The sequence below is a fragment of the Providencia sp. PROV061 genome, assembly GCF_011045655.1.
In the GTDB taxonomy this organism is placed as follows: Bacteria; Pseudomonadota; Gammaproteobacteria; order Enterobacterales; family Enterobacteriaceae; genus Providencia; species Providencia hangzhouensis.
Genome location: NZ_CP042861.1, coordinates 2,163,701 through 2,186,281, shown reverse-complemented (window position 1 = coordinate 2,186,281; position 22,581 = coordinate 2,163,701). Strand labels below are relative to the sequence as shown.

The window sequence follows — 22,581 nt, the reverse complement described above, 5'->3', positions numbered from 1 at the left end:
TTACACCAGTATGCGCTGCCATTTTTAACCGTGTATTGGTTTTTGCCTAGTCGCTAAAAAGCAAATCACCGACCCCATTGTCACCATTAACACACCCTGCCAAAAACTTAACGTTAATGCGGTACTTAACAACATAGACGCGAATGCTGTCGATATAACTGGAGTGAAATAAGAAAGCGTCCCTAGAAAAGCCACATTGCCCTTGATAACCGCAAATGTCCATAATGCATTCGCCCCACCAGTCGCAATAGAGGCAACGAGTAATAACAACAGGCTTTCGCTATTGATAATAAACGCTGTTGGCGTACTAAAAAAATACAAAATCCATAACCCAATAGAAGTCATGATGAAAAATAATACCATGCCATTGTGACCACCAGAAATACGCTTGGTAACATTACTATAAAATGACCAAACAATGGCTCCAATAAAAGCTAAAAAATAACAAAGTGGGTTACTTTGTATATTTGCCAAAATAGTTTGCACCGACAATGGCTGATTGCCTGAAATTACCCAGATCAACCCCATAAAAGCTAAAACCAACCCTAATCCTAATAATAAAGTGAAACGCTGGCGGTTAAAAAACACAGCAAGTGCGATAGTAAAACTTGGCCACAAATAATTCACCATACCAAGTTCAATAGCTTGTTGCCGGTTATTAGCTAATCCTAACGCCAAAACAAAACAGATTTCATAGCTAACAAATAACACCGTTCCCCAAAGCAAATAGCGTTTAGGATATTTCGTTATTTTTGGTATCCCCATAACGAGTACCAATACAAGCGAACCGACTGTATACACTAATGCAGCACCACCCACAGGCCCAAAGTTTTCACTTACACTACGGATCAGCCCTACCATTGTGCTCCACAACAAGATTGATATAACCCCATACAGCGTTGCGGCATACTGATTCAATTTCATAATTTTCTCAGCTATTTAGTTTCGAAATTGGTATTTATTGTAATAATACATTTATTTTATCACCTTAAAAAACCTTATAGCTCAAATAATTATAATGCAAGCGCTTATTCTTATTACGCATTGATAATATTTCATAAAAAAAATTCTCAGGCTATCACCTAAGAATTTTATGCTTAAAATGTTTTGTATTAGCGAGATGTTTCTTTCTCAACCCACTTATCAACTTCTTCTTTTTCCCATATCCCTTCCTCAAACTGTTTCTTTAATTCAGGGTGTTGATTGATATCAAAAGTCGGTATTTTGCCGGCAACTAACTGCTGGTTATAATCTTTAGCAAGTTTGAAAGCGATACCCGATAATAAAAGGATCGCAATTAGATTAGTTATCGCCATTAAGCCCATCGATAAGTCTGCGAGTTTCCAAATAAATGGCATTTCAGCGAGCGCACCAAACATCACCATACCCAACGCAGCTAAACGGAAAATAAATAACCCAGCTGTATGATTATTCTCGAGAAAAATCATATTACTTTCGGCATAAGCATAATTAGCAATGATTGATGTAAATGCAAAAAAGAAGATAGCAATTGCAATGAACGTACTTCCCCAGCTACCGACAGCAGAAGAAAGAGCAAGCTGTGTCAATTCAATCCCATTAATGTTATCCATTCCACTTTCTAGAACGCCAGATGATAAAATAATAATGGCGGTCGCACTGCAAATAACGATGGTGTCCATAAATACACCAAGCATCTGTACATACCCTTGTGACGCAGGATGTGGTGGATAAGGTGCCGCAGATGCCGCTGCATTTGGTGCAGACCCCATCCCAGCTTCGTTAGAGAATAACCCCCGTTGAATTCCTTGTGTCATTGCCTGGGCAACACCATAACCGACAGCCCCACCCGCAGCCTCTTGCAGACCAAATGCATTTCGAATTATCAGCATAAAAACTTCAGGTAATCGTTCAATATGGTGCCCAACAACCCAAAAAGCTAATAACAAATAAGCTAACGCCATAACTGGAACAACTAATTCAGCAACTTTCGCAATGGATTTCAATCCACCAAAAATAATAACTCCGCTTAATAAAACTAAGCCAATGCCAACATAAATTGGATTGAAATCAAAGGCGACTGCGGTTGCTTGAGCAATAGAATTAGCTTGTACTGCATTAAATACTAAACCAAAGGCAATAATCAGGAAAATGGAAAATAATACGCCCATCCAGCGTTGGTTTAAGCCTTTCTGTATATAATATGAAGGCCCACCTCGATAGTTTCCTTTATCATCTTTGGTTTTGTATAACTGTGCGAGAGTACACTCAATAAAAGACGTAGCCATTCCGAGTACAGCGACGACCCACATCCAAAAAATAGCGCCTGGCCCACCTGCTGTTAGCGCAATTGCAACTCCGGTTAAATTTCCTGTGCCGACCCTAGCGGCTAAACTTGTACATAATGCCTGAAAAGATGAGATACCCGCACTATCGGACTGTTTACTATTTTTTAAGACACTAAACATATGACCAAAATGCCTAATTTGAATAAACCCTGATCGAAGAGTAAAATACAGGCCGGCACCCAGTAATAAATAAATAAGTAAAGAACCCCAAATAAAATTAGTTAATGAGTTTATAAATTCTATCAAATTACACTCCTTTTTTATTAGAACGATTAATAAATAGTTAATCGAAAATCAAAACCTCACATTTAAAATATAACTCCAGAAAAAGGAGTTCAGCTTACAAAAGCCAAATCATCTTAATATGATTATCAGAAATTATATTTTTTTATCTTTAATGTAAATTGATTTTCGCTTGAACAATCATTAACTACATTACGTTTTAATAAAAACAAGTTAGACATTTACAAAAAAATACATGTAACATATTGAAAAATCTAAGCATGATAAAATCATTTATTATTTAACAAAAAACCAATCAAATGATTGAATTATAGTATTTATTTTAATCAAATAGTCACTTAAACAAATAAAAGCCTATTATTTATTTCACATCGTCAATTTTAATTAGCTTATCCTCTAACTAAAACATTTTTCATATTAACTTTATTTAACTCATTTGCTATTTGGAATATTGACTCAATGAATAACGTTAATTCACAACGCCGAAATCAATCAAATTGCAATCATCATAATTAGATTATTGCTTATGCTTTCACTTAACAATAAACTGAGCTTAATTAAATTTATAAACAAGAGGTTAACGCATGGAAATTAATATTAAGTTATCTGATGACCCACTTTCTCAGCTCCCTGAAAAATCATATGAATCCTTCATTGCAGAACTGAAAGCTCGCGTTTTAGAAGTTTACCCTGGTAGTTATCTATTGATTACTCATGATAATGGCCCAACAACCTTTCAAACTAAAGGCTTTCATGATGATAACGAAGCACATATTGTTTTACATGAACTTGTCGAAGATGTATTAAAACATGGTCATTGGTTAAAACAATAAGCTCTCTGTGAGGTTATGAATAGAACCAGCAGTGGTCTGCATGATCGCTAGCTGGTTGTTTTAACTCTCCTATATTTCAATAACGCTCTTCCAATATTTATCCAAACTCTGATCAAGATCATACTTAATCTTAACTTTCACCAAAATAAGTGGAAATCGCTTTACCTCACACCGTTATATGGTAATGTATATAACGTAATTTTCATTTACATTGCTTTTGCTAATTATAGCGGCCAGTATTTATACTGGCTCTTTTTTATGAAATCATGCTAAAACCCATTCGACATCCCCCGTTTTAGGTCTAATCTGCTATAGTATTTCTCTAATACCAGATAGAGTTATTATTCATTGTGTGCAAAATAGAGGTATGACTATGAAGCGTTTATTACTGGCTTTTTGCCTGGCCCCAGCCCTTGTTATGGCTGATAATGCCCCATTAAATATTAGTGAGATAGCCAACGATTATTGTGAAATCACAGGTCAAGCACTAAGTGAAGCATACAGCACTGACAAAACTAGCAGTGAATTAACCCAAGAAACCATTGCTAAACTGAAAAGTGAAAATGTCGATCTCAAGCAATTAGCCACTGTTGAGTCAGACCTCCGCAAAAATCTAACTTCAGCGATTGATACCGTACGTAGCAATAAATCTAAATTTGCTAATGAAGCTGACTTCAATAAATCATTAAATGATTCTGTTTCAGCTTGTAAAATTCAAACTGAACTTCTTTTGAATAAATCTTAATCATTTAATTTTTCTAGGAAACAAAAAAGCGCTCAACTTTTACTTTGAGCGCTTTTTTATCAATTAGCTTGTTTTTTAACACACAACTGTTCAATAGAAAATTGTAACTCCGGTGTTTCACTAATAATCAGCTGCCCATGTTCAGAAAAACCCCCTTCCTTAACAATCACATTCGCAACAAATGGCAGAGCGTCGTCTTGGGAAGATAAATGGTATAAGCCACAAACTCGATAACTCTCCCCTTCCTTAAACTCATTTTTTTGTACTATTTCAACATCACTAAACTCAACTGCTGATGAGTTGCCGAATTTCTTTTCCACCAAGCTTTGTGCTTCATTTTTAACATCTGAATCACCAATACTCGTATAAGAATGGTATGCAAATACTCCTAAAGCCAATAGCAGTACAATCAGTAATTTTGTTTTTATACGCTTCAACGCATCACCCTTTCTACTTTATGATAAATCGAACTAGTATAAATGGATTATATCAGTTTGAATAAACAATTTGAGCTTTTGGCTCTACTATTTGATATTCCCTCTAACCAATTGCTATTTTCTCATAAAAATCGAACTTTAATATTGAAAATTTTTCTAAAACATTCCTATCACTATTGATTCAATTTATATCTATTAACTTAACATTAATAAAAAAAACATTTTTTATTTTGTTAGCTAGTTTTATACTAACCTCTATACTGTTAGACTAATTTAATCTATTTTTATGAAAGAAAAGATCGTTAAAAATCTCGTTAACTTAACTCATGGCAATAACAATGATGTTAAAATAGCTGCAATAAATGCATTAGGTGATTATATTTGTTCAATTGAACAAGAAGCCGCCATCGATAGACTGTTAGTATTATGTGATGATTATAATAAAGATATTGCCGTTGCATCAATTATATCAATCAGCAAACTCGCTAAGTTTTTCAATGAAAAACAATAAAACAAAACCAACAGAGAATTATAATTTAACCTCACTCTCATTTCATTAACAAACTATTTTCATTGTGAAGAAATAATGAATATAAAGTGACTGAATTATGGTTTATTCATTTAGATAAGTAAATGTAATTGAATTACATAATTAGAATGGCAGAATGATAATTAATAAATATTCTAAAGGAGATATCACATGAATATATTAAAGCCATTAATTCTTAGTGCAAGTTTAATCGCTATCAGTTTTTCAACATTTGCTTACCCAGGGGATGGGAATGGTTCATGGCACCGTGGTGGGTACCAAAATCAACACCAATATAATGATAGACCTTGTGATAATTATCGTCACTCTAATTATGCAAATCGTCACCGTGGTATGATGCAGTATTCAACATCAATTCAAACAGCTCAGCCAGATGAAACACTGAAAAAAATTGCTGCAGATGCTCCTAAAGGAGAAAATGGTAAACAATATATGGTTAAAGTTGCAGTTGTAGAAATTACGCCTAATACCCCTGTACAAGGTCAGTAATTTTTACCAAGGGTAGAATAACACTACCCTTGGTATTATTTTATATTCCGATTGGCTGGTAACCTTGCCACTGAGGAATAAAGTGATTTCCATTTTTATTTTCAGTTAGATGTATATAAAAATCACCAACTTGTTGTAGTAATAAGCAATCATCCACATCTTTCAAATTATCTTTATGTTGTTGCTGACTATTTGTTAATAGCGCCTGAAGTGCTTTTTGTTTAGCCTCATGTGCAGTTTTAGCAACGAATAAATCAAACTCGTGTAATTCCGCAAGGTTGCTTGGAATATATCCACCTACATTAACAAAATAAAGGCGATATTCACTTGTTGAGGGTTCTTTTCGTAATTCTATTTCAAACCCATCTGCCCAATTAATCACTGCATAGCCATCAATATGGAGCTTGTCTTTATCACCAAACCAATTTTCTCTTAATGTCGGCCAAGCATCTGTAGGTTGCTCTGCTGCCACAAACTGAACATCATGCACTTCAATATTAGACTTACCTGCGTTACCACCCACATAAAACATGTATAGCTTCATTATTGTTCCTATTATAGCCAAATAATCATCATATAAATTATTATATAACGAATTTAATTCATAGCACAATTACTTATTATTCTAGTCACTCCCGAGTTAAAAAATTTTATCTTTTAATATCAATTAAATAGATAAGGTTGAATTTCCTATGCAATGATTTGAAATAGTTAACCCAAACAATAAAGTGAATAAAAAGTCATTTTATCTATATAATTATTTACTTTGAGATAATTATGAGTAATCTAATACATTCAAAAATAATAATTTCAGGGAATAACTATGGATCGTCGTTCATTTCTTAAATCCAGCTCATTAGTGGCTGGTGGGCTTGCGCTTAATTCATTGTTTAATCATGCGGTTGCACAAAATAGTAACATTGTCTTACCGAGTGAAAAACACCCATTACTATTGAATTTCAATGAAAACTCATTAGGGATGTCCGAAAAGGCTAAAGAAGCTATCATTAAGGCATTACCTAATGCATTCCGCTACCCTGATGATGCTCGTGCTGAATTACAGAAGAATATTGGTGAGCTCTACAGTTTATCCGATGAGAACATTAGTATAGGCAATGGTTCATCTGAAACCATTCAAGCCACTGTCGCGATGTTGGCAAATAAAGCGAAGAAACGGGGTATCAATATTCAGCTCGTCACACCTGACCCAACATTCAATTATGCAGAGCTATACTCCCTACCATTAGGGGTGACGATAACGAAAATTCCTTTAAAAACCGATTTATCATTTGACTTAGCAAAAATGGAACAAGCCGCTAATGACTTTGATGGTTTATCAATGGTCTATATTTGTAACCCAAATAATCCGACGGCAATGATCACGCCTTATAGCCAGCTTGATAAGTGGCTGAGTAAAGACTCTGACAACACATTTTTTATCGTTGATGAAGCTTACGCTGAGTTTGTTGAAGACCCGAACTTTACAAGTGCTATTGAATTAGTCAAAAAAGGTCAAAACAACCTGATTGTCACACGTACCTTCTCTAAAATTTTTGCCTTAGCAGGCTTAAGAGTCGGCTATGGGGTCGCAACTCCCGAAATTATTGCTGCTGTAGATACGTTTTTATCTATTGATAATACTAATACAGCAGGTGCGGTTGCTGCGATTGCATCACTAAAGGATAAATCATTTATTCAATACAGCCTAAAATCCAACGATATATCGAGAAAAATCGTAGAAAAAGCATTAAACAAAATCGGGCTGGAATATGCTCCATCACAGGCTAATTTTATTTTCCATAAAGTTAAAGGGGACGTAAAAACCTATCAACAACGTATGGCTGATGCTCATGTCATGGTAGGTCGTGAATTTCCACCAGCGGTTGGCTGGAATAGATTAACGCTAGGAACCCCCGAGGAAATGCAGCAATTTGTTGTAATACTGAAACAATTCCATGAAAAAGGATGGGTATAAACTAAGTCAAATCCAAAAAGAGCAGCTCAAACTGCTCTTTTTGTTAAAATGGCCCCTTAAATATAAAAAAGGCCCCCGCAAAAATGAGAATAAAACCTATTAAATGATTAATGGTAAAACTTTCACCTAAATACAACACCGAAAAAAGAACAAAAACACAGAGTGTTATCACCTCTTGCATTGTTTTTAATTCAGCTGCACTGTAGTACTGATGCCCTAACCGATTAGCTGGCACCGCAAAACAGTATTCAACCAATGCAATTAACCAGCTAAAGAAAATAACAACATACAGTGGCTTTGTTGTAAATTTTAAATGTCCATACCAAGCAAACATCATAAATACATTTGAAATAACAAGTAAAAATACTGGATAAAATTTAGTTAACATACTGATTCAATAGACAAAGAATAAATAACCGATATTATGGGGTTAGAAGTAACACATTACAATGTGCTCCCACAAATCCCGCTACTCTTCATATCATAAATTTAAACGTATTTAGCAATCATTACGAGGGAATAATGAATATTAAATATGAATTAATGACACAATCAGATTGTCCTGCTGTGGCTCAATTATTGCAATCTAATTCTGAATCCCAACAAGGTGGGTTACTCGGTGAATATCCTCAAGCTAAAGTCAACGCTATGTTTTCAGGGAGTCTAACTACTGTTATAGCCAGAGATGGAAATAAAATTATCGCAGTCGTATTTAGCTTTGATCCTCATTCTTCATCCCTACCCGCTATAGCACATTTGATCATTAAACAGCATACGGAAATTATACAGAATAATTGGTTCTATGGCCCTGTTTGTATTGATAGAAATTATAGAGGAAAAAATATTCTAAAGATCCTTTTTGATAGCGTATGTTCGTATAACCAAGGAAAGCCTATTGCATTTATCAATGCAGATAATCTTAGGTCCCTTTTTGCACATAAGAAGATAGGAATGAGTAATGTCACTAATTTTGAATTTAATGGCACCTCATATCATTTAATGGTAGGAAATTAATTATGTACCAACCGGTACATTTTTATTTCAATTTGCTCATTTTTTGCTACACTGTGACAAATTATTGTATGCAGAAGGTCTTTTTATGACAGATTTCATGAGTGCCAACCAAAAAGCATGGGATAAACAAGCAGAATCGCAACTTGCTTGGTCAACCCCCGTTGATTCCAAAACTATCAATGAAGCTAAAAAAGGAAAGTGGCAGGTTCATCTAACTCCAACTCCTGTTGATGACGCTTGGTTAGGTGATGTAAAAGATAAAAAAATTCTCTGCTTAGCCTCTGCTGGAGGACAACAAGCTCCAGTACTCGCTGCCGCAGGGGCGAATGTGACTGTTTTTGACTTTTCTCAAAAACAGCTTGAGCAAGACAAAATGGTGGCAGAAAGGGATAATTTAACATTAGAGATTGTTCAAGGTGATATGCGCTCATTACACATGTTTGCGAATGAATCATTTGATATAATATTTCACCCTATTTCTAACCTGTATATTCCAGATGTTAACCCGGTCTGGCAAGAATGCTACCGTGTTTTAAAACCAAATGGACGACTGTTATCCAGTTTTTTTAATCCTGTTGTTTTCATTGGAGAACGTGATAAGCGATATGATGAGCAAGGCATAATAAAACCAAGTCATACTATGCCGTACTCCGAGCTATCAACCCTATCAACAGAGCAAATAGCGCAAAAGCAAGCAAGGCGAGAAGCTTTTGTGTTCGGTCACTCATTAACAGATCTTATTGGAGGGCAAATAAAGGTAGGCTTTTATATCACTGGCTTTAAAGAAGACTGGCAACCTAATCCACGATTTGTCGTTGATAATTATCTGCCCACATTCCTAGCAACGATGGCAGTTAAAACAAATTAATATTATTGGTGCTCGTTTTGTTTGTCACTCAACGAGCTATATTAAATTAGCTTCTTTTACAATACCTGTCCCACACAGATTCAAATTGCTCTGCGGGAATAATATCATCTGTTTTTTCTACAAAAGGAATGGATATCATTACCTTGCCAGCTCTATTTTTATGGAGTCTAACGATAAACCTTTTATAGCCATGGGGTAATTCATTTTCAAAACCAAAGACTTCGCCACAATAATAGCCAGTTTCATCCCCCTCTTCACTTTTGGTCAATACATAGTATTGAACATTTTTATAATTTGCAGCTGAGGGGTAAGCAAGAAAATCTTCGACAGAACTTTTCACTCGACCTTCAGTATCTAACTCAGGATCAAGTTTAATTTCAGTCATAATTCCTGCAATATACGCGCAACCAGCAACTAATAATAATACCAAGGTTCTTAATAACATTTTAACTGTACAACTCAATGGAAAACACTGCTTATCATTATAGTTAATACTTAGATTTTTGCGACTATAGCCCATAAGGCTTAAGCTATCAGCTTATCGTGATAGTTTAGTTTTATCATTATTTACAGTTAATTATTTCTCCCTATGTTATTTATTGAGTGAGTTGCCATATATAAACCAATATTGCTGCTGTTATTATCCAAATAACAGTTGCAATACTTAAACTTCCCCAAGCCGTCATTTTCGTTGCTAGCAAATATACCGTTAATAAATACATTGCATAAGGGATGAGTGACCACAGCCCAAACAATGCCGTTTTTCTTAGTGCTTCTGTGCCTTGTTCTTGTACAACGATAACATGTGCAATTAATGCAAATGTAGGAAATAATGGAACTAAACCTGCAATATAGTAAATTTTACTACGCGAAAACAGTGCAATAATCAATACAGCTAAAGCGCCTAAAAGGCATTTAAAGAATAAAGAAAGCATACCGCACTCAAAGCCAAAGTTTTAAAGGTTGACTATTATTATCACAAATAATTCGTAAATTAACTGTATTCTAAGTAGCAATGTACAACAATTATTTCCTCCCATTCTCTCTCGATCAGTAAAACCCCTTAATTACTTTCAATTTTATGAGCTAAGTCAAATTGTTGGATATAAAGTATCCAGAGTTAGTGCCGATACATTCATTTAGTCCCTACGCCTGATGCTTCCGCGTGACTACATATAACTTTTTAGCTATCGGACAGCTTCGATTTGCTCATGGTTAATCATGTTATGTTTAGAAGTCGTACTTAGTATGCGTTCAAACATACTACTCGATGGTATGAAAGGAAATAATCAATGATGTCTGGTAATTTAAAAAAAATTAATTTTAGTTCACCTAAATTCTCTTTTTCTGGTTTTAAAACGACAACTCTAGTCTGGTTTATTTCAGGCCTGCTTATCGTCCTTCTTCTTTCAACCTGTTGGTTTTTCTTTAGTTCTTTAAAGCAATATCAAGAGACATTATCCAAACTCGACACTATTTATAATGAACAAACACAACTGAATAATACGTGGCAATCTTTATTACAAGCACGAAACACATTGAATCGCGCTAGCTCTCGTCATTTATTGGTTATCAATAAGATGAAAACATCAAACACTGACATAGATAGCCTCATCGAGTTTTATCATAAAAAAATAACAGAAACAGGAAACTATTGGGATGCATTCACATCCGCCTCAATCTATAAAAACGGTGATGAATTTGCTGAACTAGAAAAATCATATAAAGCGTTATATGCTGCATTGAATGAACTTTCTGTATTTTTAGTTCAAGGAAAAACATATGACTTTTTAAACCAACCTACTCAAGGGTTTCAAGATACATTTGAGAAAAACTACGTTAATTATCATCAACAGTTAAATAGTAATTATCATGATATTGCTCTTGCAAGTGAGCAATTGTATAAGCAAAGTTTGATTGGCTTAATCGTTACTATCTCAATCGTTATCCTCGTGACTCTATTTATTCGATTTATCCTACAGTTTTTCTTTATTCGCCCACTAAACCAAGTTATTGATGGTATTGAGAAAGTTAGCCATGGCGTTCTATATCATACCTTTGATAACAAAGGTTTATATGAAATTAAATTACTTAAACAGCATGTATCTAATATGCAAAGTAAGCTGATTGATATCGTTAAAAATATCTATGACAACACTCATCATATAAAAGTTGAGCTTGGAGATATCACCCAGATGAATCACGACCTTTCTATTCGAGCAGATCAACAAGCCGCGGCAATTGTCGAAACCGCAGCCAGTGTCGAAGAACTCGATTCATCTTTTAAATTAAATACAGCTCACACCAACCAATCGTGCCAATTGATGTCAGAGACAAGTGTAACTATTGAAAAAAGCAATGAACTTATTTCTGATGTTGTAGAAAATATGGATGATATCGTCGATTTTTCAAAAGAAATCAGTAAAATCACCTCAACCATTGATAATATTGCTTTTCAAACTAATTTATTAGCATTGAATGCCGCTGTAGAAGCTGCCAGAGTGGGTGAACATGGCAAAGGGTTTGCGGTCGTCGCAAATGAAGTGCGCGAATTATCAATTAGTTGTACTCAAGCATCCAAAGAAATCAAGCTATTGATTAATAATTCAAATGATAAGATTAACCACTGTTTCCAATTAGCAGCGGATGCAAATGACAATATCGTTTCAATTGCACAAGACACATCTAATATCAATGAAATGATCCAAAGTGTTGCGCTTGCCTCAAATGAACAAACCCATGGGGTGAGTCAAATACATCTAGCAATCAATGAATTAGATAACACCACTCAAGCGAATGCAGCTATGACTCGTGAGTTGCAATCATCCTTAAAAGCTTTAGAAGCTCAATCAGATCTATTAGAAGATATTATGTCTATTTTTCATACAGAGCCAACCAATCCCCATGAAACAGGTGATGAAATTCAACAAGAAGTAAAGAAGTAAAAAAATTTGCCTAGCAATGTATAAGCTTATATCGCAATTTATTTAGGAGGTTGGCTGTCGATAGTCTCCTCCGACCTTTTTTATAATTTTCTCGTATTCCTCTCATTTCCTCATTTTTTATAATTATATTTTATCGCCATTTAGTAATTTGTTACTGTTTATCTGATACAACAGATTACGATTACTTCTATTAAACATGAGCTCATGATGACAATAAAAATTACTGTTCTTGTAGATAATAATACCCTGATTGATAATTATTTTTGTGGTGAACCCGGTGTTTGCTACTATATCGAAGCTGATGATAAAAAAATATTATTCGATACAGGTTATTCAGATATATTTATTGATAATGCGAATATTTTACATATTGATCTTGCCGATATTACTGACCTGGTACTTTCTCACGGCCACAATGATCATACATGGGGCTTAGGTCACCTAATTCAACACTTTGACCGCCGTAACATTGAAGCACCTGAAACTAAACACCTGATATACCATCCGGATGCGCTAATTCCCAAAAAATTTCAATCTAAAGTCATCGGGACAAATACATCTAAAGACATTTTAGCTTCTTATTTTCATTGTATAGAAGCGACAAAACCATACTATCTTTCTGAAAAGATGATTTTTTTAGGCCAAATTCCTAGACTCAATAGTTTTGAGGGAAAAGAGCCAATTGGTACTACACTCGACTTCAATCATAATATCATTGATGACTATGTGTTTGATGACTCAGCACTTGCAATTAAAACGTCTGAAGGCCTAATTGTAATAACGGGTTGCTCTCATTCTGGAATTTGTAATATTACTGAATATGCAAAGCATGTAACTGGCATAAATAATATTGTCACTGTCATAGGTGGATTTCATTTACAGCAAGCATCAAAAGAAATTTTGGAAAAAACAGGTAATTACTTTAACCAGCAGGATATAAAATTTATACACCCATGCCACTGTACAGATCTCAACGCAAAAATACATTTGGCAAAATATGCACCAGTACAAGAAGTTGGTACTGGATTACAGTTAATTTACCCAAGTTAATATAAGATAGAATAGAAGTAAGGTAAAACCTTGTTTTAATATAGGTTTTACCTACAATAGTAGTATTCAGTATTGTACAAGCAATAAAGATTTAGGTTCTTGAGCCTAAATCTTCATCAGTATTATTACCTTTAACCATTCTTGTTAATTCTTCGCAACGGGTAATTTTTCCATCTTCTATTTGAAAACAAGCAAATACCTCAAATTCACTTACTGAACCATCTTTTTTAGTGGCTTTTGCCAGATGTTGAGTATGAACACATCCATCCCCCTCTGCGATAGATTTAATAGTAATAACAATCGACTCAGTGGCTTCTTTCAATACCTGCAAATGTGTAATAAATTCATTAAAATCAATTTGTTTTCCATCAACAACTTGAATATATTTATCCGAAAAATACTGTTTAGCCACAGGCAATGAACCAATATTCTCACCCAATACCGCATTTAATGCTTGTATTACCCACTGTGCATTAGTCATCTTTTATCCCTTACATTAAAAAGATTATTTATAACTGTTATGGGAGTAATATTTTATATTTCAAGTCAAAACCGATTTAATTATCTTTTTAATTATATTCCTTTACTATACTTCAATAATTTCCCATTTGTCCGTGAGATAATCTATAAAATAATACTCGTTTTTACTCTTATTATGTTTTTGTATTCAGTCAAAACCTTACATTCATCTCGCCAACTTTAGTTTGATTTATGTATTATTCTCAATAAGTTAATCATAAGCATTAGATATCATGTAGTTACACTCACTTGGAATTAGGTTCTAAAAAAAGAAATTAATATTAAAAAACAATTAGTTGCTTAGTAATTTCAAACGCAAGCCCCCCTGTAAAACATTTATTTTAATTTTATGCTTACTCTGATTTGGATTAATCCTTAATCACTGGTATTATCTGATAGCCTATCTAAACAACAGGCACCTTATAACAATAACTATAAATATACATTTCCATTAGATACCCCTGCTTGCAGGGGCTTTTTTTGCTAAATGATGGCATACCTTAGAAACAACGCCCTTCAATAACCTGTGATATTTTCCTCATTTTGCTACCCACTAGATCTTATTGAATAAATCGGACGATTATTCAACGGAATAGGTATCTATCATGGATACTATAGGTGATGACGTCTCCATAACTTAAACTTAAGTAATAAATCGTGAGAAATTTATATATTTATTATGATAATTTTAAGAACAATGACAGTTACAATTTTTAACTATTTGTAAAGGAAATAAACATGCAATTAGAGTAAATTAATTAATAATTATAATTTACATAAAAGGTACTTTTATGCGATTTAATCTAACTCAAGTAAATATATTAGAAGAAAATACAAAAGTTACAGGCTTGCATATAACTTTGATCGGTGACGACAACTCCACTCATACACTTAAAATGGATATCAAAGGGTTGGATACCATGAATATGAGTTTAAGAGACATAGAAAAATATGCTATTAAACAACTTAAACATAGCTTTGAACATTGCTCTAATGGTTGAGACTTATTACCTAGCTTAGGTAATAATAAGTTTTATTGCCATATAAATAAAATTTTTTACTATTCATCTGGGTATTGAAGGGTTTTGTATATTTCTTCCGCATAATTTTATGCAGCATATATTTCAATTATTTTCACCTGCATCAAAATAAATCACCCAACTTATATCAAATATTCAATCAACTTCAACTTAACTCTTTATAATATTGAGTTCTGCATCGCTATCATGTTATCTCAATAGATTTTTTATATTTATTCTATTATACAATGAGTTAATGCTAATATATTGTCTATACTTCTTGTTAAATTTTAACCAATCAATAAGATCCCCATGCAAAATAAAAATACCGATTCAGTTGAGCAAGCTATCCTGGTATACCTTGTCAATTCTTTCACACAAAATAATTCTGGTGGTAACCCAGCAGGTGTTGTCCTCAACCCGCCAAAACTCAGCACTTCACAAAAAATTGCTATTGCGCGGCAGGTCGGTTTTTCAGAAACTGCATTTGTCTATAACGGCGAAGAAACTGATTTTATAGTAGATTTCTATACTGCTGAAGGTGAAGTTGATTTTTGTGGTCATGCCACATTAGCTGTGTTTTCTACTTTAGCTTCACTTAAGCAACTTACTGATGGGCTTTACACTCAAAAAACCAAAGCAGGTATTCTGAACGTGTCTGTTAGCCCAAATAACATCGTTATGGAGCAGACACTACCAACCTTACGCAATGGGCCCAGTATCAATGAAGTAGCAACAGCCCTTGGCATAACTAACGAAGTTATTGCTGAAACAGGCTTACCTATCATGATAGTTTCAACAGGGTTACCCGACATTATTATTCCAGTTAAAACTGGTCATTTAGATTTGCTACAGCCTAATTATGAGGCAATAGCAAGGCTAAGTCGTGAATTCAAAGCTATCGGTTTTCATGTATTTGAGCTAAACCATAACTCTTCGACCACAGCACATTGTCGAAATTTCGCACCGCTCTACGGAATAAATGAAGAATCAGCAACAGGCAGTGCTAGCGGAGCCCTTGGCTGCTATTTGGTCAATTATGTTTTACCAAATGAAACTCATTTTTTGTTTGAACAAGGTCGTGCAATGGGATGCCCGTCATTAATTCAAGTAACAATTAACTCGCAAACAAAAAATATTATTCAGGTAGAAGTTGGTGGTCAAGCTGCTCTGATGGGTACGCAAATAATTCATATTTAGCCAGAAATACAATATGCTCAGCCATAGGTTATGATTTAATCATCTAATAATACAATGAGGCTCACACATGCAAGATTGGAACCCAGACTTGTACCTACAATTTAAGCGGGAAAGAACTCGTCCATCATACGACTTACTCAGTCATATTCATGTCTCTAACGCATGTAATTTAACTGATTTAGGTTGTGGGCCCGGTAATTCAACTCAGATACTTCGTGAAATGTATCCATTAGCAAGAATAATGGGAGTTGATAATTCTCCCGCTATGTTAGTTGAAGCGAGAAAGAATCTTCCTGATTGCCAGTTTACAGAAGCGAACATCGCAACCTGGGTTCCTGAAACCAAGCAGGACCTTATATTTGCCAATGCATCCTTACAATGGTTACCTGATCACAAGGTATTATTTCCTCACCTAGTTAACCAACTACAAAGTGGCGGTATTTTAGCCATTCAGATGCCAAATAATTGGAATGAACCCACACATGCTTTAATGCGCAAAGTAGCCAATGAGCAATCCATTTCTGCGATATATAGAACAGCACTTTTATCAATAACTGAATATTATGATTTGCTTTCAGCAGCTACCTGCTCTGTTGATATATGGCAAACAACTTATTATCACGTCATGCCATCTATTGATTCAATCATTGATTGGTTAAGAGCAACAGGGTTGAGGCCTTACCTTGAAAACTTAAATGAAAAGCAAAAAGAGCAATTTCTCGCACGTTATCATGAATTATTAACAAAAACTTATCCAAAACAAGATAATGGCCATGTTTTGATGCCATTTCCTCGATTATTTATCATTGCTAAAAAGCTTAACTAGCTAGTATAGAAACTTTCCCTAAGGATGGGGTAATCTAGCAATATAATAAACTGTTATGCTGTTAACTTATAACTATCTTCGATTAACTCTTTGAGTTCACTATCGGTAAGGCTCCCTGGCAGCTTTATCGTAATCCAATGCTCTTTATTCATATGATATGCCGGATAAATATCGTCTTTTAACCGCAATGAGCCAATGAGTTCAGGAGGAGCTTTAAGGTTGACGATATTAACCATCTCTTCATTTTTATTTGTATCTAATTTATTTGATGAAATGCGCATAATAACTGCAAACCATTTTGCGTTATTTCTTCTCCTAAAAACAATATACTCAGGGAACTTCCCCCAAGGGGTCTCAGGATCCACGCCATAATTATGCTGAATATAATCAACCAATTCACTTCGGTTCATGTTATCACTCCAGTTCATTAATGAGCTTCACCCATATCAGCCATATCAGCCATCCTCACTATTGCATTTCTTCTAGTTCACTACCTTTTTTTCAAAAAGCGTGACTTCGGGTTACACAGTATCTGCATATAGTTATACGTTATATATCACTAAAAAGCAGTATAGCTGTATGAATTCCACCATTGTATCCCTCAAGAAATAGTTTCATACTGAAACATAAAGTGAAAATTTAACCTCCATAATTAATCTCCTCAAGTATATAAAATCACTGCCGATACTCTAAATAATTGCGGCTAGATTTAATATAAGCACATTATTATTTACGATAAAATCAGCACATAAGAAAATTTTCCAGATTGTTTTATCACTAGTAAGCCAGTTATATTGTAACAAAATATTTCAATTGATAATATTTTATTTCAAAAATGATACAGCGTTGTAAATGATAATATTATTATATGTATAAATTAAATAAGAAAAATCGAATGTAAATACAAAATAAATAAAATACTAAACAATAAGCATAATTTAATCATTGAAGTTAATATTCAAGATACCATAAAAAATGAAACCGCAAATACTCTTATTGCGTGTATTCGCAATTGTCACTTCATTTGCCTTGTAATATTTTAAAAACAAGAAATATCAAATTAATTGTTATTTATCATGAAATTAAGTCTAAACAAAAATAAAATCAAACGATTGATTTTTTCGTATCAATCGTTTATACCGATGAAAAATATTCCATCAAGCGTTATAAACGATTGTACTTAATATTATTATTTGACTAATTTTTATCTCAGAAAATTCTTACTCACTATAGAGGTTAATATGGATCGTGCTATTTTAAATAGCAAAGTAAACATCTTAATTGGAAATTATTTACGACAAAAACGCATTGAAAATGACCTGACCGGAGAAGACATAAGCAAATTACTTCATGTCAGCCAACAGCAGGTTTCACGCTATGAAAATGGTATTAATACTATATCATTCAGCCTAATTTTACTATTTTTAATAAAATTAAATATTAGTGTCGAATCCTTCTTTGTTTCTTTATTAAAAGAATTAGAGAGTGATGGCGAAATTATTAATTTAGGATTGCGTTTATATTCAAATTCATTGCCACGTAGAAATCAATACCTTTATCTGTAAATAAATTTAAATAAAATACTGCGCTAACACCAATATAATAGATAGAAAGATAATAATGAAAAAAACCACACAAAGAAATAAGAACCTTGGTGAATATATAAGAAACATTAGAGTAAATAAAAAAATATCAACTCATGAAATGGCAGATAGTCTAAATATTACAGACAGCCATTATAACGAATATGAAAGTGGAAATACTTCAATTTATGCAGATCATCTAATAATCATATCTAAAATATTTAATATACATATAAACGTATTTTTAAATGTTTATCTGAGAAATTAAACAATATCTCCCGCGTTAGAAGGCTTGCTCCTGCTAGCCTTTTAACCTTCCTCCCATAATTTTCTTTATTCTTAGACTTGAAACTAAGCCATTAAGTTGAGTAAAACTTAGGATTCATCTTCTGGCACTAAACTAACCATAAACAGAACTCATGGTGCTGCTCTGTTCGAGGAACAGACATTGCTAACAGCATTCTATGTGAATGAACGGGGGAGCATGCCAAAGTTAAAAAAGGAATTTGATGAAGTAAATCACACTTTATTGTACTGTACATACCCATATTTAAATTGTGTGTTAACATTAACCCTGTAAATACCTTTCAACTCAACCCGAGGCTTTGATGCTGGAGAATGTAATCATCCGATAATCAGTTTATCGACCTTTTCAGGCCGAACTGATTATCAATGCGCCGAAATCGAATGCGAACACCGCAGTGTGTTTGCGAATTTTGCACATGATGATTAAACAGGTTTTCCAGTATGAATTTATCCCGTCAGGAACAACGTACCTTACACGTTCTCGCTAAAGGTGGTCGTATCGCGCACGTCCGCGATGCGTCTGGTCGCATCACCGCCGTTGAATGCTACACCCGTGAAGGGCTGTTGTTCACCGACTGCACCCTCTCCACTTTCAAAAAACTCAAAGCCAAAAAACTTATCAAGTCCGTCAACGGTCAGCCGTACCGTATCAACACCACCGGGCTGAATAATGTTCGTGCACAGCTTGATAACCGCTAAGGAGAGCATAATGGATTTCAATACCCTTGATAGGTCGCTCGATTTCATCATGATGACGTTTGGAGAACTGACGGATGCGTGCACCATCATCAGCCGCTGCGCACTACGGCTGGAGCCTGATGATCGGCTACTCACTGAAGTCCATACTTTCGAAGAAGTTAAACGTCAGGGAATAACTGAAGCAAATGGTCATACCACCCGTTTCGGCAGCCAGATGACGGCCTTGAGCAATGACGAGTACTTCAGCCTGCTCGATAATGTCGGATTTACCCTGCTTCCTCCTCCTGAAAGCCACGACTGGCCAGTCAGCGAGACATTTGAAGGAAAGCTATTTGCTCTGCTGGCTGAAAAAGCAAAAAACATAGAGGAACTTCCTCTTAATACTCAACACAATAAAAGGAATTCAGCATTGGATATCCCACGTATTTTTACCATAAGTGAAAGCGAACATCGCATCCACAACCCGTTCACCGAAGAGAAGTACGCCACGCTGGGCCGTGTACTACGTATGAAGCCGGATGCTCGCATTCTTGACCTCGGCAGTGGCTCGGGGGAAATGCTTTGTACCTGGGCCCGGGATCACGCCATTACCGGTGTCGGTATCGACATGAGCCAGTTGTTCAGCGAACAGGCTAAACGCCGCGCGGAAGAACTCGGCGTCAGCAGCCGGGTTCAGTTCATACATAACGACGCCGCTGGGTATGTTGCAGAGGAGAAATTCGACGTTGTCGCCTGCATCGGGGCGACATGGATTGCTGGTGGGTTTGCTGGGACCGTCGGGCTGCTGGCTCAGAGCTTGAAGCCGGGCGGATTCATGCTTATCGGCGAACCCTACTGGCGTCAGCTACCAGCAGCGGAAGAGATAGCTCAGGCCTGTGGCGTTAACGCAATAGCTGATTTCCTGACGTTACCTGAACTTATCCGCGCTTTCGACGGCCTCGGCTATGACGTAGTGGAAATGGTGCTGGCAGACCAAGAAGGCTGGGACCGGTATGAGGCCGCGAAATGGCTGACCATGCGCCGCTGGTTGGAAGCTAACCCTGACGACGACTTTGCCGCAGAAGTCAGGGCCGAGCTAACGGTCTCGCCGAAACGTCACGTGACTTACACGCGGGAATACTTTGGCTGGGGTGTGTTTGCACTCATCGCCAGGTAACAACAGACTCCCGGTATTTTTTGGGAAATACCGGGACTTCTTCTTTACATTGAACAAATGTATTGATCTGTTCCCTATAAACTGGATTACAAAGGATACAAGCTATGTCTATTGTTAAGGCAGAGCAGAAAATTATATTCAATTTGGCTCTGTGTCCCAGTTGTGTCAGGCCAAAAAGCAAAGTCCATATTGTTTGTATTTCACAGCTCTTCTCCCTGCTTTCTTTTATTTATTCAGCAATACATTTAAACGCTCAGCCCATTTCTTAGCTTTTAACCACTGGCAATTCATCAAAGTTTGTTGTGTAAGCAGGCGATAACATTTCTCTTTTCATTTTGTATCCGCTATCGCCGCCCTTACTAGCAAACCACACTTTACCCTGCCCGCTCTTATTAATGGCATCTAATGTTTTCATTAACTCATCATTATTACGAAATGGTTTTTGTGTTGAAAACATATCAAAATGAGTAATATCTGAATCGGTAAAATCAGATAGTATGATGCCTGCTTTATAATACCGGTAACCGTCACGCCAAATAGTATTTAACCCACGCATTGCTGCATTGATAATATCCCTGGTATCACTGCTGGGGTATACTGATGGAATCAATTGAGTATTGGCTTGACACACTTTCACAGTTAACTTCGTTGCTACCTTCAACTGATTGGATTGTAAATATTGAAGACAGCCCTGCCAGTTGGGTCAATGATCGCTGGGTAATGCAATGAAATTAGCCCAAGGACGGGCTAGACAGAAATTAACACTAACTATTTATCTTACTGCTTAAAGCACTCAGATTTTGCTTTATCGTACACCTCGGCCCACTCTTTTCTATCTAAAGTCGGTGTGTTTAGTACAATCGTGGTTACCTGCCAACCTGCATAGCCATCCTCGTATGCAAGTAAACCAGTTACATAAGGACTATTATAGGTGAATGACATTTCATCTGGCGTGTTGCTCTCGTTGGCTTTTTCTTTATAGCGGCTTGTGAGCTCAGCCCGCACATTTTTAAAATCCTCATCAATAGCTTTTTTATCTTTTGATGATTTGCTATAGCTAACCTCGTTCAATCCTATGAACTTATCGCCTGACCTTGGAGTAAAGAACCCTAATTCATACACCCAACTGCCTGTGTGTTCTTCATTAGCCTTAATTAGTTTTAACTTGCTTATTGGGCAACTAACTTCCTCACTAACAATGATGTAATTGCCAGAAATACTTTCTTTGACTTCATCTACCGATGCTTGCCATTTAAACCCGAATGGAGCGGTATCTTTATTATTTTCAGCAACAGAACCAAAGCACGTCATCATTAGCAAACTAGCAACTACGTATCCTTTCATCTCACCATCCCATCAATTAGTTTCAGTAATGTTAGCCTAGCGAGGATGCAAATTGAAGCAAAGCACACTTTCAGATTATGTATTTAAGTGATATTTTATTTTCACTAATTTAATAAGGATGACTGTATGGGTGTAGAATTTCATATTACTCGCGCTGAATGCTGGTTTGATAGTGAAAGCAATCCAATCAGTAGCGATGAGTGGCTAGCTCTTGTTGAACAAGACCCAGAGCTAAAAATAAATGCTATTAACGGTGAGTTTAACGCTTTATGGTTCGGTAATAGCACCTACGAAGAACCTTGGCTTGACTGGTACGAAGGTAGGATTTATACCAAATGGCCTGATACTGCCCTCTATATAAAAATGCTAGAAATCGCCAAAAAACTACATGCTAAAGTAATGGATGATGAATGTGGTATTTATGATAAACCCGAGTCTTGGATATATCCTTAA

27 protein-coding genes and 1 pseudogene are annotated in these 22,581 nt (G+C 35.5%); 17 read left to right on the top strand and 11 right to left on the bottom strand.

Annotated elements, in window-relative coordinates; translation table 11 throughout:
- Window positions 1–24 precede the first annotated feature (24 nt).
- A complete protein-coding gene (gene yddG / locus FVA72_RS09885) occupies window positions 25–924 on the bottom strand; it encodes an aromatic amino acid DMT transporter YddG (protein ID WP_094960471.1) in 900 nt (299 codons plus the stop codon).
- 188 nt (window positions 925–1,112) lie between these two features.
- Window positions 1,113–2,573 carry an alanine/glycine:cation symporter family protein gene (locus FVA72_RS09880; protein ID WP_110591807.1) on the bottom strand — a complete coding sequence of 487 codons (1,461 nt, stop codon included), beginning with the start codon at window positions 2,571–2,573 and terminating at the stop codon, window positions 1,113–1,115.
- Window positions 2,574–3,154: 581 nt separating this feature from the next.
- Here FVA72_RS09880 and FVA72_RS09875 point away from each other — a divergent pair.
- Both FVA72_RS09875 and FVA72_RS09870 read left to right on the top strand, forming a co-directional pair.
- The gene (locus FVA72_RS09875; protein ID WP_004253462.1) at window positions 3,155–3,403 is read left to right on the top strand and encodes a DinI-like family protein; all 249 of its coding nucleotides are present in this window, start codon (window positions 3,155–3,157) and stop codon (window positions 3,401–3,403) included.
- 373 nt (window positions 3,404–3,776) lie between these two features.
- Window positions 3,777–4,148: a hypothetical protein gene (locus FVA72_RS09870; RefSeq protein WP_036957640.1), complete on the top strand. Its 372-nt coding sequence runs from the start codon at window positions 3,777–3,779 to the stop codon at window positions 4,146–4,148.
- Between the two features lie 59 nt (window positions 4,149–4,207).
- Here FVA72_RS09870 and FVA72_RS09865 read toward each other — a convergent pair whose 3' ends face one another.
- The gene (locus FVA72_RS09865; RefSeq protein WP_110591808.1) at window positions 4,208–4,585 is read right to left on the bottom strand and encodes a hypothetical protein; all 378 of its coding nucleotides are present in this window, start codon (window positions 4,583–4,585) and stop codon (window positions 4,208–4,210) included.
- Between the two features lie 286 nt (window positions 4,586–4,871).
- Between FVA72_RS09865 and FVA72_RS09860 the strand changes: the two genes are divergently transcribed.
- Together FVA72_RS09860 and FVA72_RS09855 are read left to right on the top strand one after the other, a co-directional pair.
- Window positions 4,872–5,096 (top strand): hypothetical protein, encoded by a 225-nt coding sequence (locus FVA72_RS09860; protein ID WP_094960468.1) that lies wholly within the window; start codon window positions 4,872–4,874, stop codon window positions 5,094–5,096.
- 189 nt (window positions 5,097–5,285) lie between these two features.
- Window positions 5,286–5,624, top strand: a complete 339-nt coding sequence (locus FVA72_RS09855) for a hypothetical protein (protein ID WP_004253447.1) — start codon at window positions 5,286–5,288, stop codon at window positions 5,622–5,624.
- A gap of 40 nt (window positions 5,625–5,664) precedes the next feature.
- On the opposite strand, the gene FVA72_RS09850 is transcribed toward FVA72_RS09855, so the two are convergent.
- Window positions 5,665–6,168, bottom strand: a complete 504-nt coding sequence (locus FVA72_RS09850; protein WP_110591809.1) for a DUF1543 domain-containing protein — start codon at window positions 6,166–6,168, stop codon at window positions 5,665–5,667.
- A 279-nt stretch (window positions 6,169–6,447) separates the two neighbouring features.
- Here FVA72_RS09850 and FVA72_RS09845 point away from each other — a divergent pair, with 279 nt between their 5' ends.
- A complete protein-coding gene (locus FVA72_RS09845) occupies window positions 6,448–7,599 on the top strand; it encodes a pyridoxal phosphate-dependent aminotransferase (RefSeq protein ID WP_110591810.1) in 1,152 nt (383 codons plus the stop codon).
- A gap of 43 nt (window positions 7,600–7,642) precedes the next feature.
- Here the strand turns inward: FVA72_RS09845 and FVA72_RS09840 are convergent, their stop codons facing one another.
- Entirely contained in the window at window positions 7,643–7,987 is a 345-nt protein-coding gene (locus FVA72_RS09840) for a DMT family protein (RefSeq protein ID WP_094960466.1), read from the bottom strand.
- Window positions 7,988–8,121: 134 nt separating this feature from the next.
- On the opposite strand from FVA72_RS09840, the gene FVA72_RS09835 reads away from it, so the two are divergent.
- On the top strand, window positions 8,122–8,613 hold the full coding sequence (locus FVA72_RS09835) for an N-acetyltransferase (RefSeq protein WP_110591811.1): 492 nt from the start codon (window positions 8,122–8,124) through the stop codon (window positions 8,611–8,613).
- A gap of 85 nt (window positions 8,614–8,698) precedes the next feature.
- A complete protein-coding gene (locus tag FVA72_RS09830; protein WP_110591812.1) occupies window positions 8,699–9,481 on the top strand; it encodes a class I SAM-dependent methyltransferase in 783 nt (260 codons plus the stop codon).
- A 46-nt stretch (window positions 9,482–9,527) separates the two neighbouring features.
- Here FVA72_RS09830 and FVA72_RS09825 read toward each other — a convergent pair whose 3' ends face one another.
- Both FVA72_RS09825 and FVA72_RS09820 read right to left on the bottom strand, forming a co-directional pair.
- Window positions 9,528–9,866, bottom strand: coding sequence for a hypothetical protein (locus FVA72_RS09825; RefSeq protein ID WP_226616956.1), 339 nt, complete (start codon window positions 9,864–9,866; stop codon window positions 9,528–9,530).
- Window positions 9,867–10,077: 211 nt separating this feature from the next.
- Entirely contained in the window at window positions 10,078–10,416 is a 339-nt protein-coding gene (locus FVA72_RS09820) for a GlpM family protein (protein ID WP_004253427.1), read from the bottom strand.
- Window positions 10,417–10,773: 357 nt separating this feature from the next.
- Here FVA72_RS09820 and FVA72_RS09815 point away from each other — a divergent pair, with 357 nt between their 5' ends.
- Both FVA72_RS09815 and FVA72_RS09810 read left to right on the top strand, forming a co-directional pair.
- Complete coding sequence (locus FVA72_RS09815) at window positions 10,774–12,426, top strand: methyl-accepting chemotaxis protein (protein ID WP_110591813.1); 1,653 nt, start codon at window positions 10,774–10,776, stop codon at window positions 12,424–12,426.
- 207 nt (window positions 12,427–12,633) lie between these two features.
- Window positions 12,634–13,476, top strand: a complete 843-nt coding sequence (locus FVA72_RS09810) for an MBL fold metallo-hydrolase (RefSeq protein WP_110591814.1) — start codon at window positions 12,634–12,636, stop codon at window positions 13,474–13,476.
- Window positions 13,477–13,567: 91 nt separating this feature from the next.
- Here FVA72_RS09810 and FVA72_RS09805 read toward each other — a convergent pair whose 3' ends face one another.
- Window positions 13,568–13,957, bottom strand: a complete 390-nt coding sequence (locus FVA72_RS09805; RefSeq protein ID WP_110591815.1) for a nuclear transport factor 2 family protein — start codon at window positions 13,955–13,957, stop codon at window positions 13,568–13,570.
- An 829-nt stretch (window positions 13,958–14,786) separates the two neighbouring features.
- Here FVA72_RS09805 and FVA72_RS09800 point away from each other — a divergent pair.
- The 3 genes from FVA72_RS09800 to tam all read left to right on the top strand — a co-directional run bounded on the left by FVA72_RS09800 (window position 14,787) and on the right by tam (window position 17,040).
- Window positions 14,787–14,996 carry a hypothetical protein gene (locus FVA72_RS09800; RefSeq protein WP_094960461.1) on the top strand — a complete coding sequence of 70 codons (210 nt, stop codon included), beginning with the start codon at window positions 14,787–14,789 and terminating at the stop codon, window positions 14,994–14,996.
- 330 nt (window positions 14,997–15,326) lie between these two features.
- A complete protein-coding gene (locus FVA72_RS09795) occupies window positions 15,327–16,214 on the top strand; it encodes a PhzF family phenazine biosynthesis protein (RefSeq protein WP_110591816.1) in 888 nt (295 codons plus the stop codon).
- Window positions 16,215–16,281: 67 nt separating this feature from the next.
- Complete coding sequence (gene tam / locus FVA72_RS09790) at window positions 16,282–17,040, top strand: trans-aconitate 2-methyltransferase (RefSeq protein ID WP_110591817.1); 759 nt, start codon at window positions 16,282–16,284, stop codon at window positions 17,038–17,040.
- Window positions 17,041–17,093: 53 nt separating this feature from the next.
- On the opposite strand, the gene FVA72_RS09785 is transcribed toward tam, so the two are convergent.
- Entirely contained in the window at window positions 17,094–17,450 is a 357-nt protein-coding gene (locus FVA72_RS09785) for an MmcQ/YjbR family DNA-binding protein (RefSeq protein WP_165119709.1), read from the bottom strand.
- Window positions 17,451–18,281: 831 nt separating this feature from the next.
- Between FVA72_RS09785 and FVA72_RS09780 the strand changes: the two genes are divergently transcribed.
- The 4 genes and pseudogenes from FVA72_RS09780 to FVA72_RS09765 form a co-directional block, all read left to right on the top strand.
- Window positions 18,282–18,605 (top strand): helix-turn-helix domain-containing protein, encoded by a 324-nt coding sequence (locus FVA72_RS09780; RefSeq protein ID WP_004253408.1) that lies wholly within the window; start codon window positions 18,282–18,284, stop codon window positions 18,603–18,605.
- Between the two features lie 55 nt (window positions 18,606–18,660).
- Window positions 18,661–18,891 carry a helix-turn-helix domain-containing protein gene (locus FVA72_RS21775; protein WP_096863878.1) on the top strand — a complete coding sequence of 77 codons (231 nt, stop codon included), beginning with the start codon at window positions 18,661–18,663 and terminating at the stop codon, window positions 18,889–18,891.
- A gap of 479 nt (window positions 18,892–19,370) precedes the next feature.
- Window positions 19,371–19,628 (top strand): YjhX family toxin, encoded by a 258-nt coding sequence (locus FVA72_RS09770; RefSeq protein ID WP_110591819.1) that lies wholly within the window; start codon window positions 19,371–19,373, stop codon window positions 19,626–19,628.
- A 40-nt stretch (window positions 19,629–19,668) separates the two neighbouring features.
- Window positions 19,669–20,784 (top strand): annotated as a pseudogene (locus FVA72_RS09765) (SAM-dependent methyltransferase); the annotation flags it as partial.
- A gap of 265 nt (window positions 20,785–21,049) precedes the next feature.
- Here FVA72_RS09765 and FVA72_RS09760 read toward each other — a convergent pair.
- Both FVA72_RS09760 and FVA72_RS09755 read right to left on the bottom strand, forming a co-directional pair.
- Entirely contained in the window at window positions 21,050–21,421 is a 372-nt protein-coding gene (locus FVA72_RS09760; protein ID WP_243154756.1) for a DUF4113 domain-containing protein, read from the bottom strand.
- A gap of 140 nt (window positions 21,422–21,561) precedes the next feature.
- Window positions 21,562–22,128, bottom strand: a complete 567-nt coding sequence (locus tag FVA72_RS09755; protein WP_110591820.1) for a hypothetical protein — start codon at window positions 22,126–22,128, stop codon at window positions 21,562–21,564.
- A gap of 126 nt (window positions 22,129–22,254) precedes the next feature.
- On the opposite strand from FVA72_RS09755, the gene FVA72_RS09750 reads away from it, so the two are divergent.
- Window positions 22,255–22,581 carry a hypothetical protein gene (locus FVA72_RS09750; RefSeq protein ID WP_094960455.1) on the top strand — a complete coding sequence of 109 codons (327 nt, stop codon included), beginning with the start codon at window positions 22,255–22,257 and terminating at the stop codon, window positions 22,579–22,581.

Coding starts and splice junctions, on each gene's coding strand:
- FVA72_RS09840 (WP_094960466.1), bottom strand. CDS start 7,987: ATGTTAACTAAATTTTATCCAGTATTTTTACTTGTTATTTCAAATGTA.
- FVA72_RS09810 (WP_110591814.1), top strand. CDS start 12,634: ATGACAATAAAAATTACTGTTCTTGTAGATAATAATACCCTGATTGAT.
- FVA72_RS09785 (WP_165119709.1), bottom strand. CDS start 17,450: ATGAACCGAAGTGAATTGGTTGATTATATTCAGCATAATTATGGCGTG.
- FVA72_RS09870 (WP_036957640.1), top strand. CDS start 3,777: ATGAAGCGTTTATTACTGGCTTTTTGCCTGGCCCCAGCCCTTGTTATG.
- tam (WP_110591817.1), top strand. CDS start 16,282: ATGCAAGATTGGAACCCAGACTTGTACCTACAATTTAAGCGGGAAAGA.
- FVA72_RS21775 (WP_096863878.1), top strand. CDS start 18,661: ATGAAAAAAACCACACAAAGAAATAAGAACCTTGGTGAATATATAAGA.
- FVA72_RS09825 (WP_226616956.1), bottom strand. CDS start 9,866: ATGACTGAAATTAAACTTGATCCTGAGTTAGATACTGAAGGTCGAGTG.
- FVA72_RS09805 (WP_110591815.1), bottom strand. CDS start 13,957: ATGACTAATGCACAGTGGGTAATACAAGCATTAAATGCGGTATTGGGT.
- FVA72_RS09770 (WP_110591819.1), top strand. CDS start 19,371: ATGAATTTATCCCGTCAGGAACAACGTACCTTACACGTTCTCGCTAAA.
- FVA72_RS09750 (WP_094960455.1), top strand. CDS start 22,255: ATGGGTGTAGAATTTCATATTACTCGCGCTGAATGCTGGTTTGATAGT.
- FVA72_RS09820 (WP_004253427.1), bottom strand. CDS start 10,416: ATGCTTTCTTTATTCTTTAAATGCCTTTTAGGCGCTTTAGCTGTATTG.
- FVA72_RS09800 (WP_094960461.1), top strand. CDS start 14,787: ATGCGATTTAATCTAACTCAAGTAAATATATTAGAAGAAAATACAAAA.
- FVA72_RS09845 (WP_110591810.1), top strand. CDS start 6,448: ATGGATCGTCGTTCATTTCTTAAATCCAGCTCATTAGTGGCTGGTGGG.
- FVA72_RS09755 (WP_110591820.1), bottom strand. CDS start 22,128: ATGAAAGGATACGTAGTTGCTAGTTTGCTAATGATGACGTGCTTTGGT.
- FVA72_RS09835 (WP_110591811.1), top strand. CDS start 8,122: ATGAATATTAAATATGAATTAATGACACAATCAGATTGTCCTGCTGTG.
- FVA72_RS09815 (WP_110591813.1), top strand. CDS start 10,774: ATGATGTCTGGTAATTTAAAAAAAATTAATTTTAGTTCACCTAAATTC.
- yddG (WP_094960471.1), bottom strand. CDS start 924: ATGAAATTGAATCAGTATGCCGCAACGCTGTATGGGGTTATATCAATC.
- FVA72_RS09795 (WP_110591816.1), top strand. CDS start 15,327: ATGCAAAATAAAAATACCGATTCAGTTGAGCAAGCTATCCTGGTATAC.
- FVA72_RS09860 (WP_094960468.1), top strand. CDS start 4,872: ATGAAAGAAAAGATCGTTAAAAATCTCGTTAACTTAACTCATGGCAAT.
- FVA72_RS09830 (WP_110591812.1), top strand. CDS start 8,699: ATGACAGATTTCATGAGTGCCAACCAAAAAGCATGGGATAAACAAGCA.
- FVA72_RS09855 (WP_004253447.1), top strand. CDS start 5,286: ATGAATATATTAAAGCCATTAATTCTTAGTGCAAGTTTAATCGCTATC.
- FVA72_RS09850 (WP_110591809.1), bottom strand. CDS start 6,168: ATGAAGCTATACATGTTTTATGTGGGTGGTAACGCAGGTAAGTCTAAT.
- FVA72_RS09875 (WP_004253462.1), top strand. CDS start 3,155: ATGGAAATTAATATTAAGTTATCTGATGACCCACTTTCTCAGCTCCCT.
- FVA72_RS09780 (WP_004253408.1), top strand. CDS start 18,282: ATGGATCGTGCTATTTTAAATAGCAAAGTAAACATCTTAATTGGAAAT.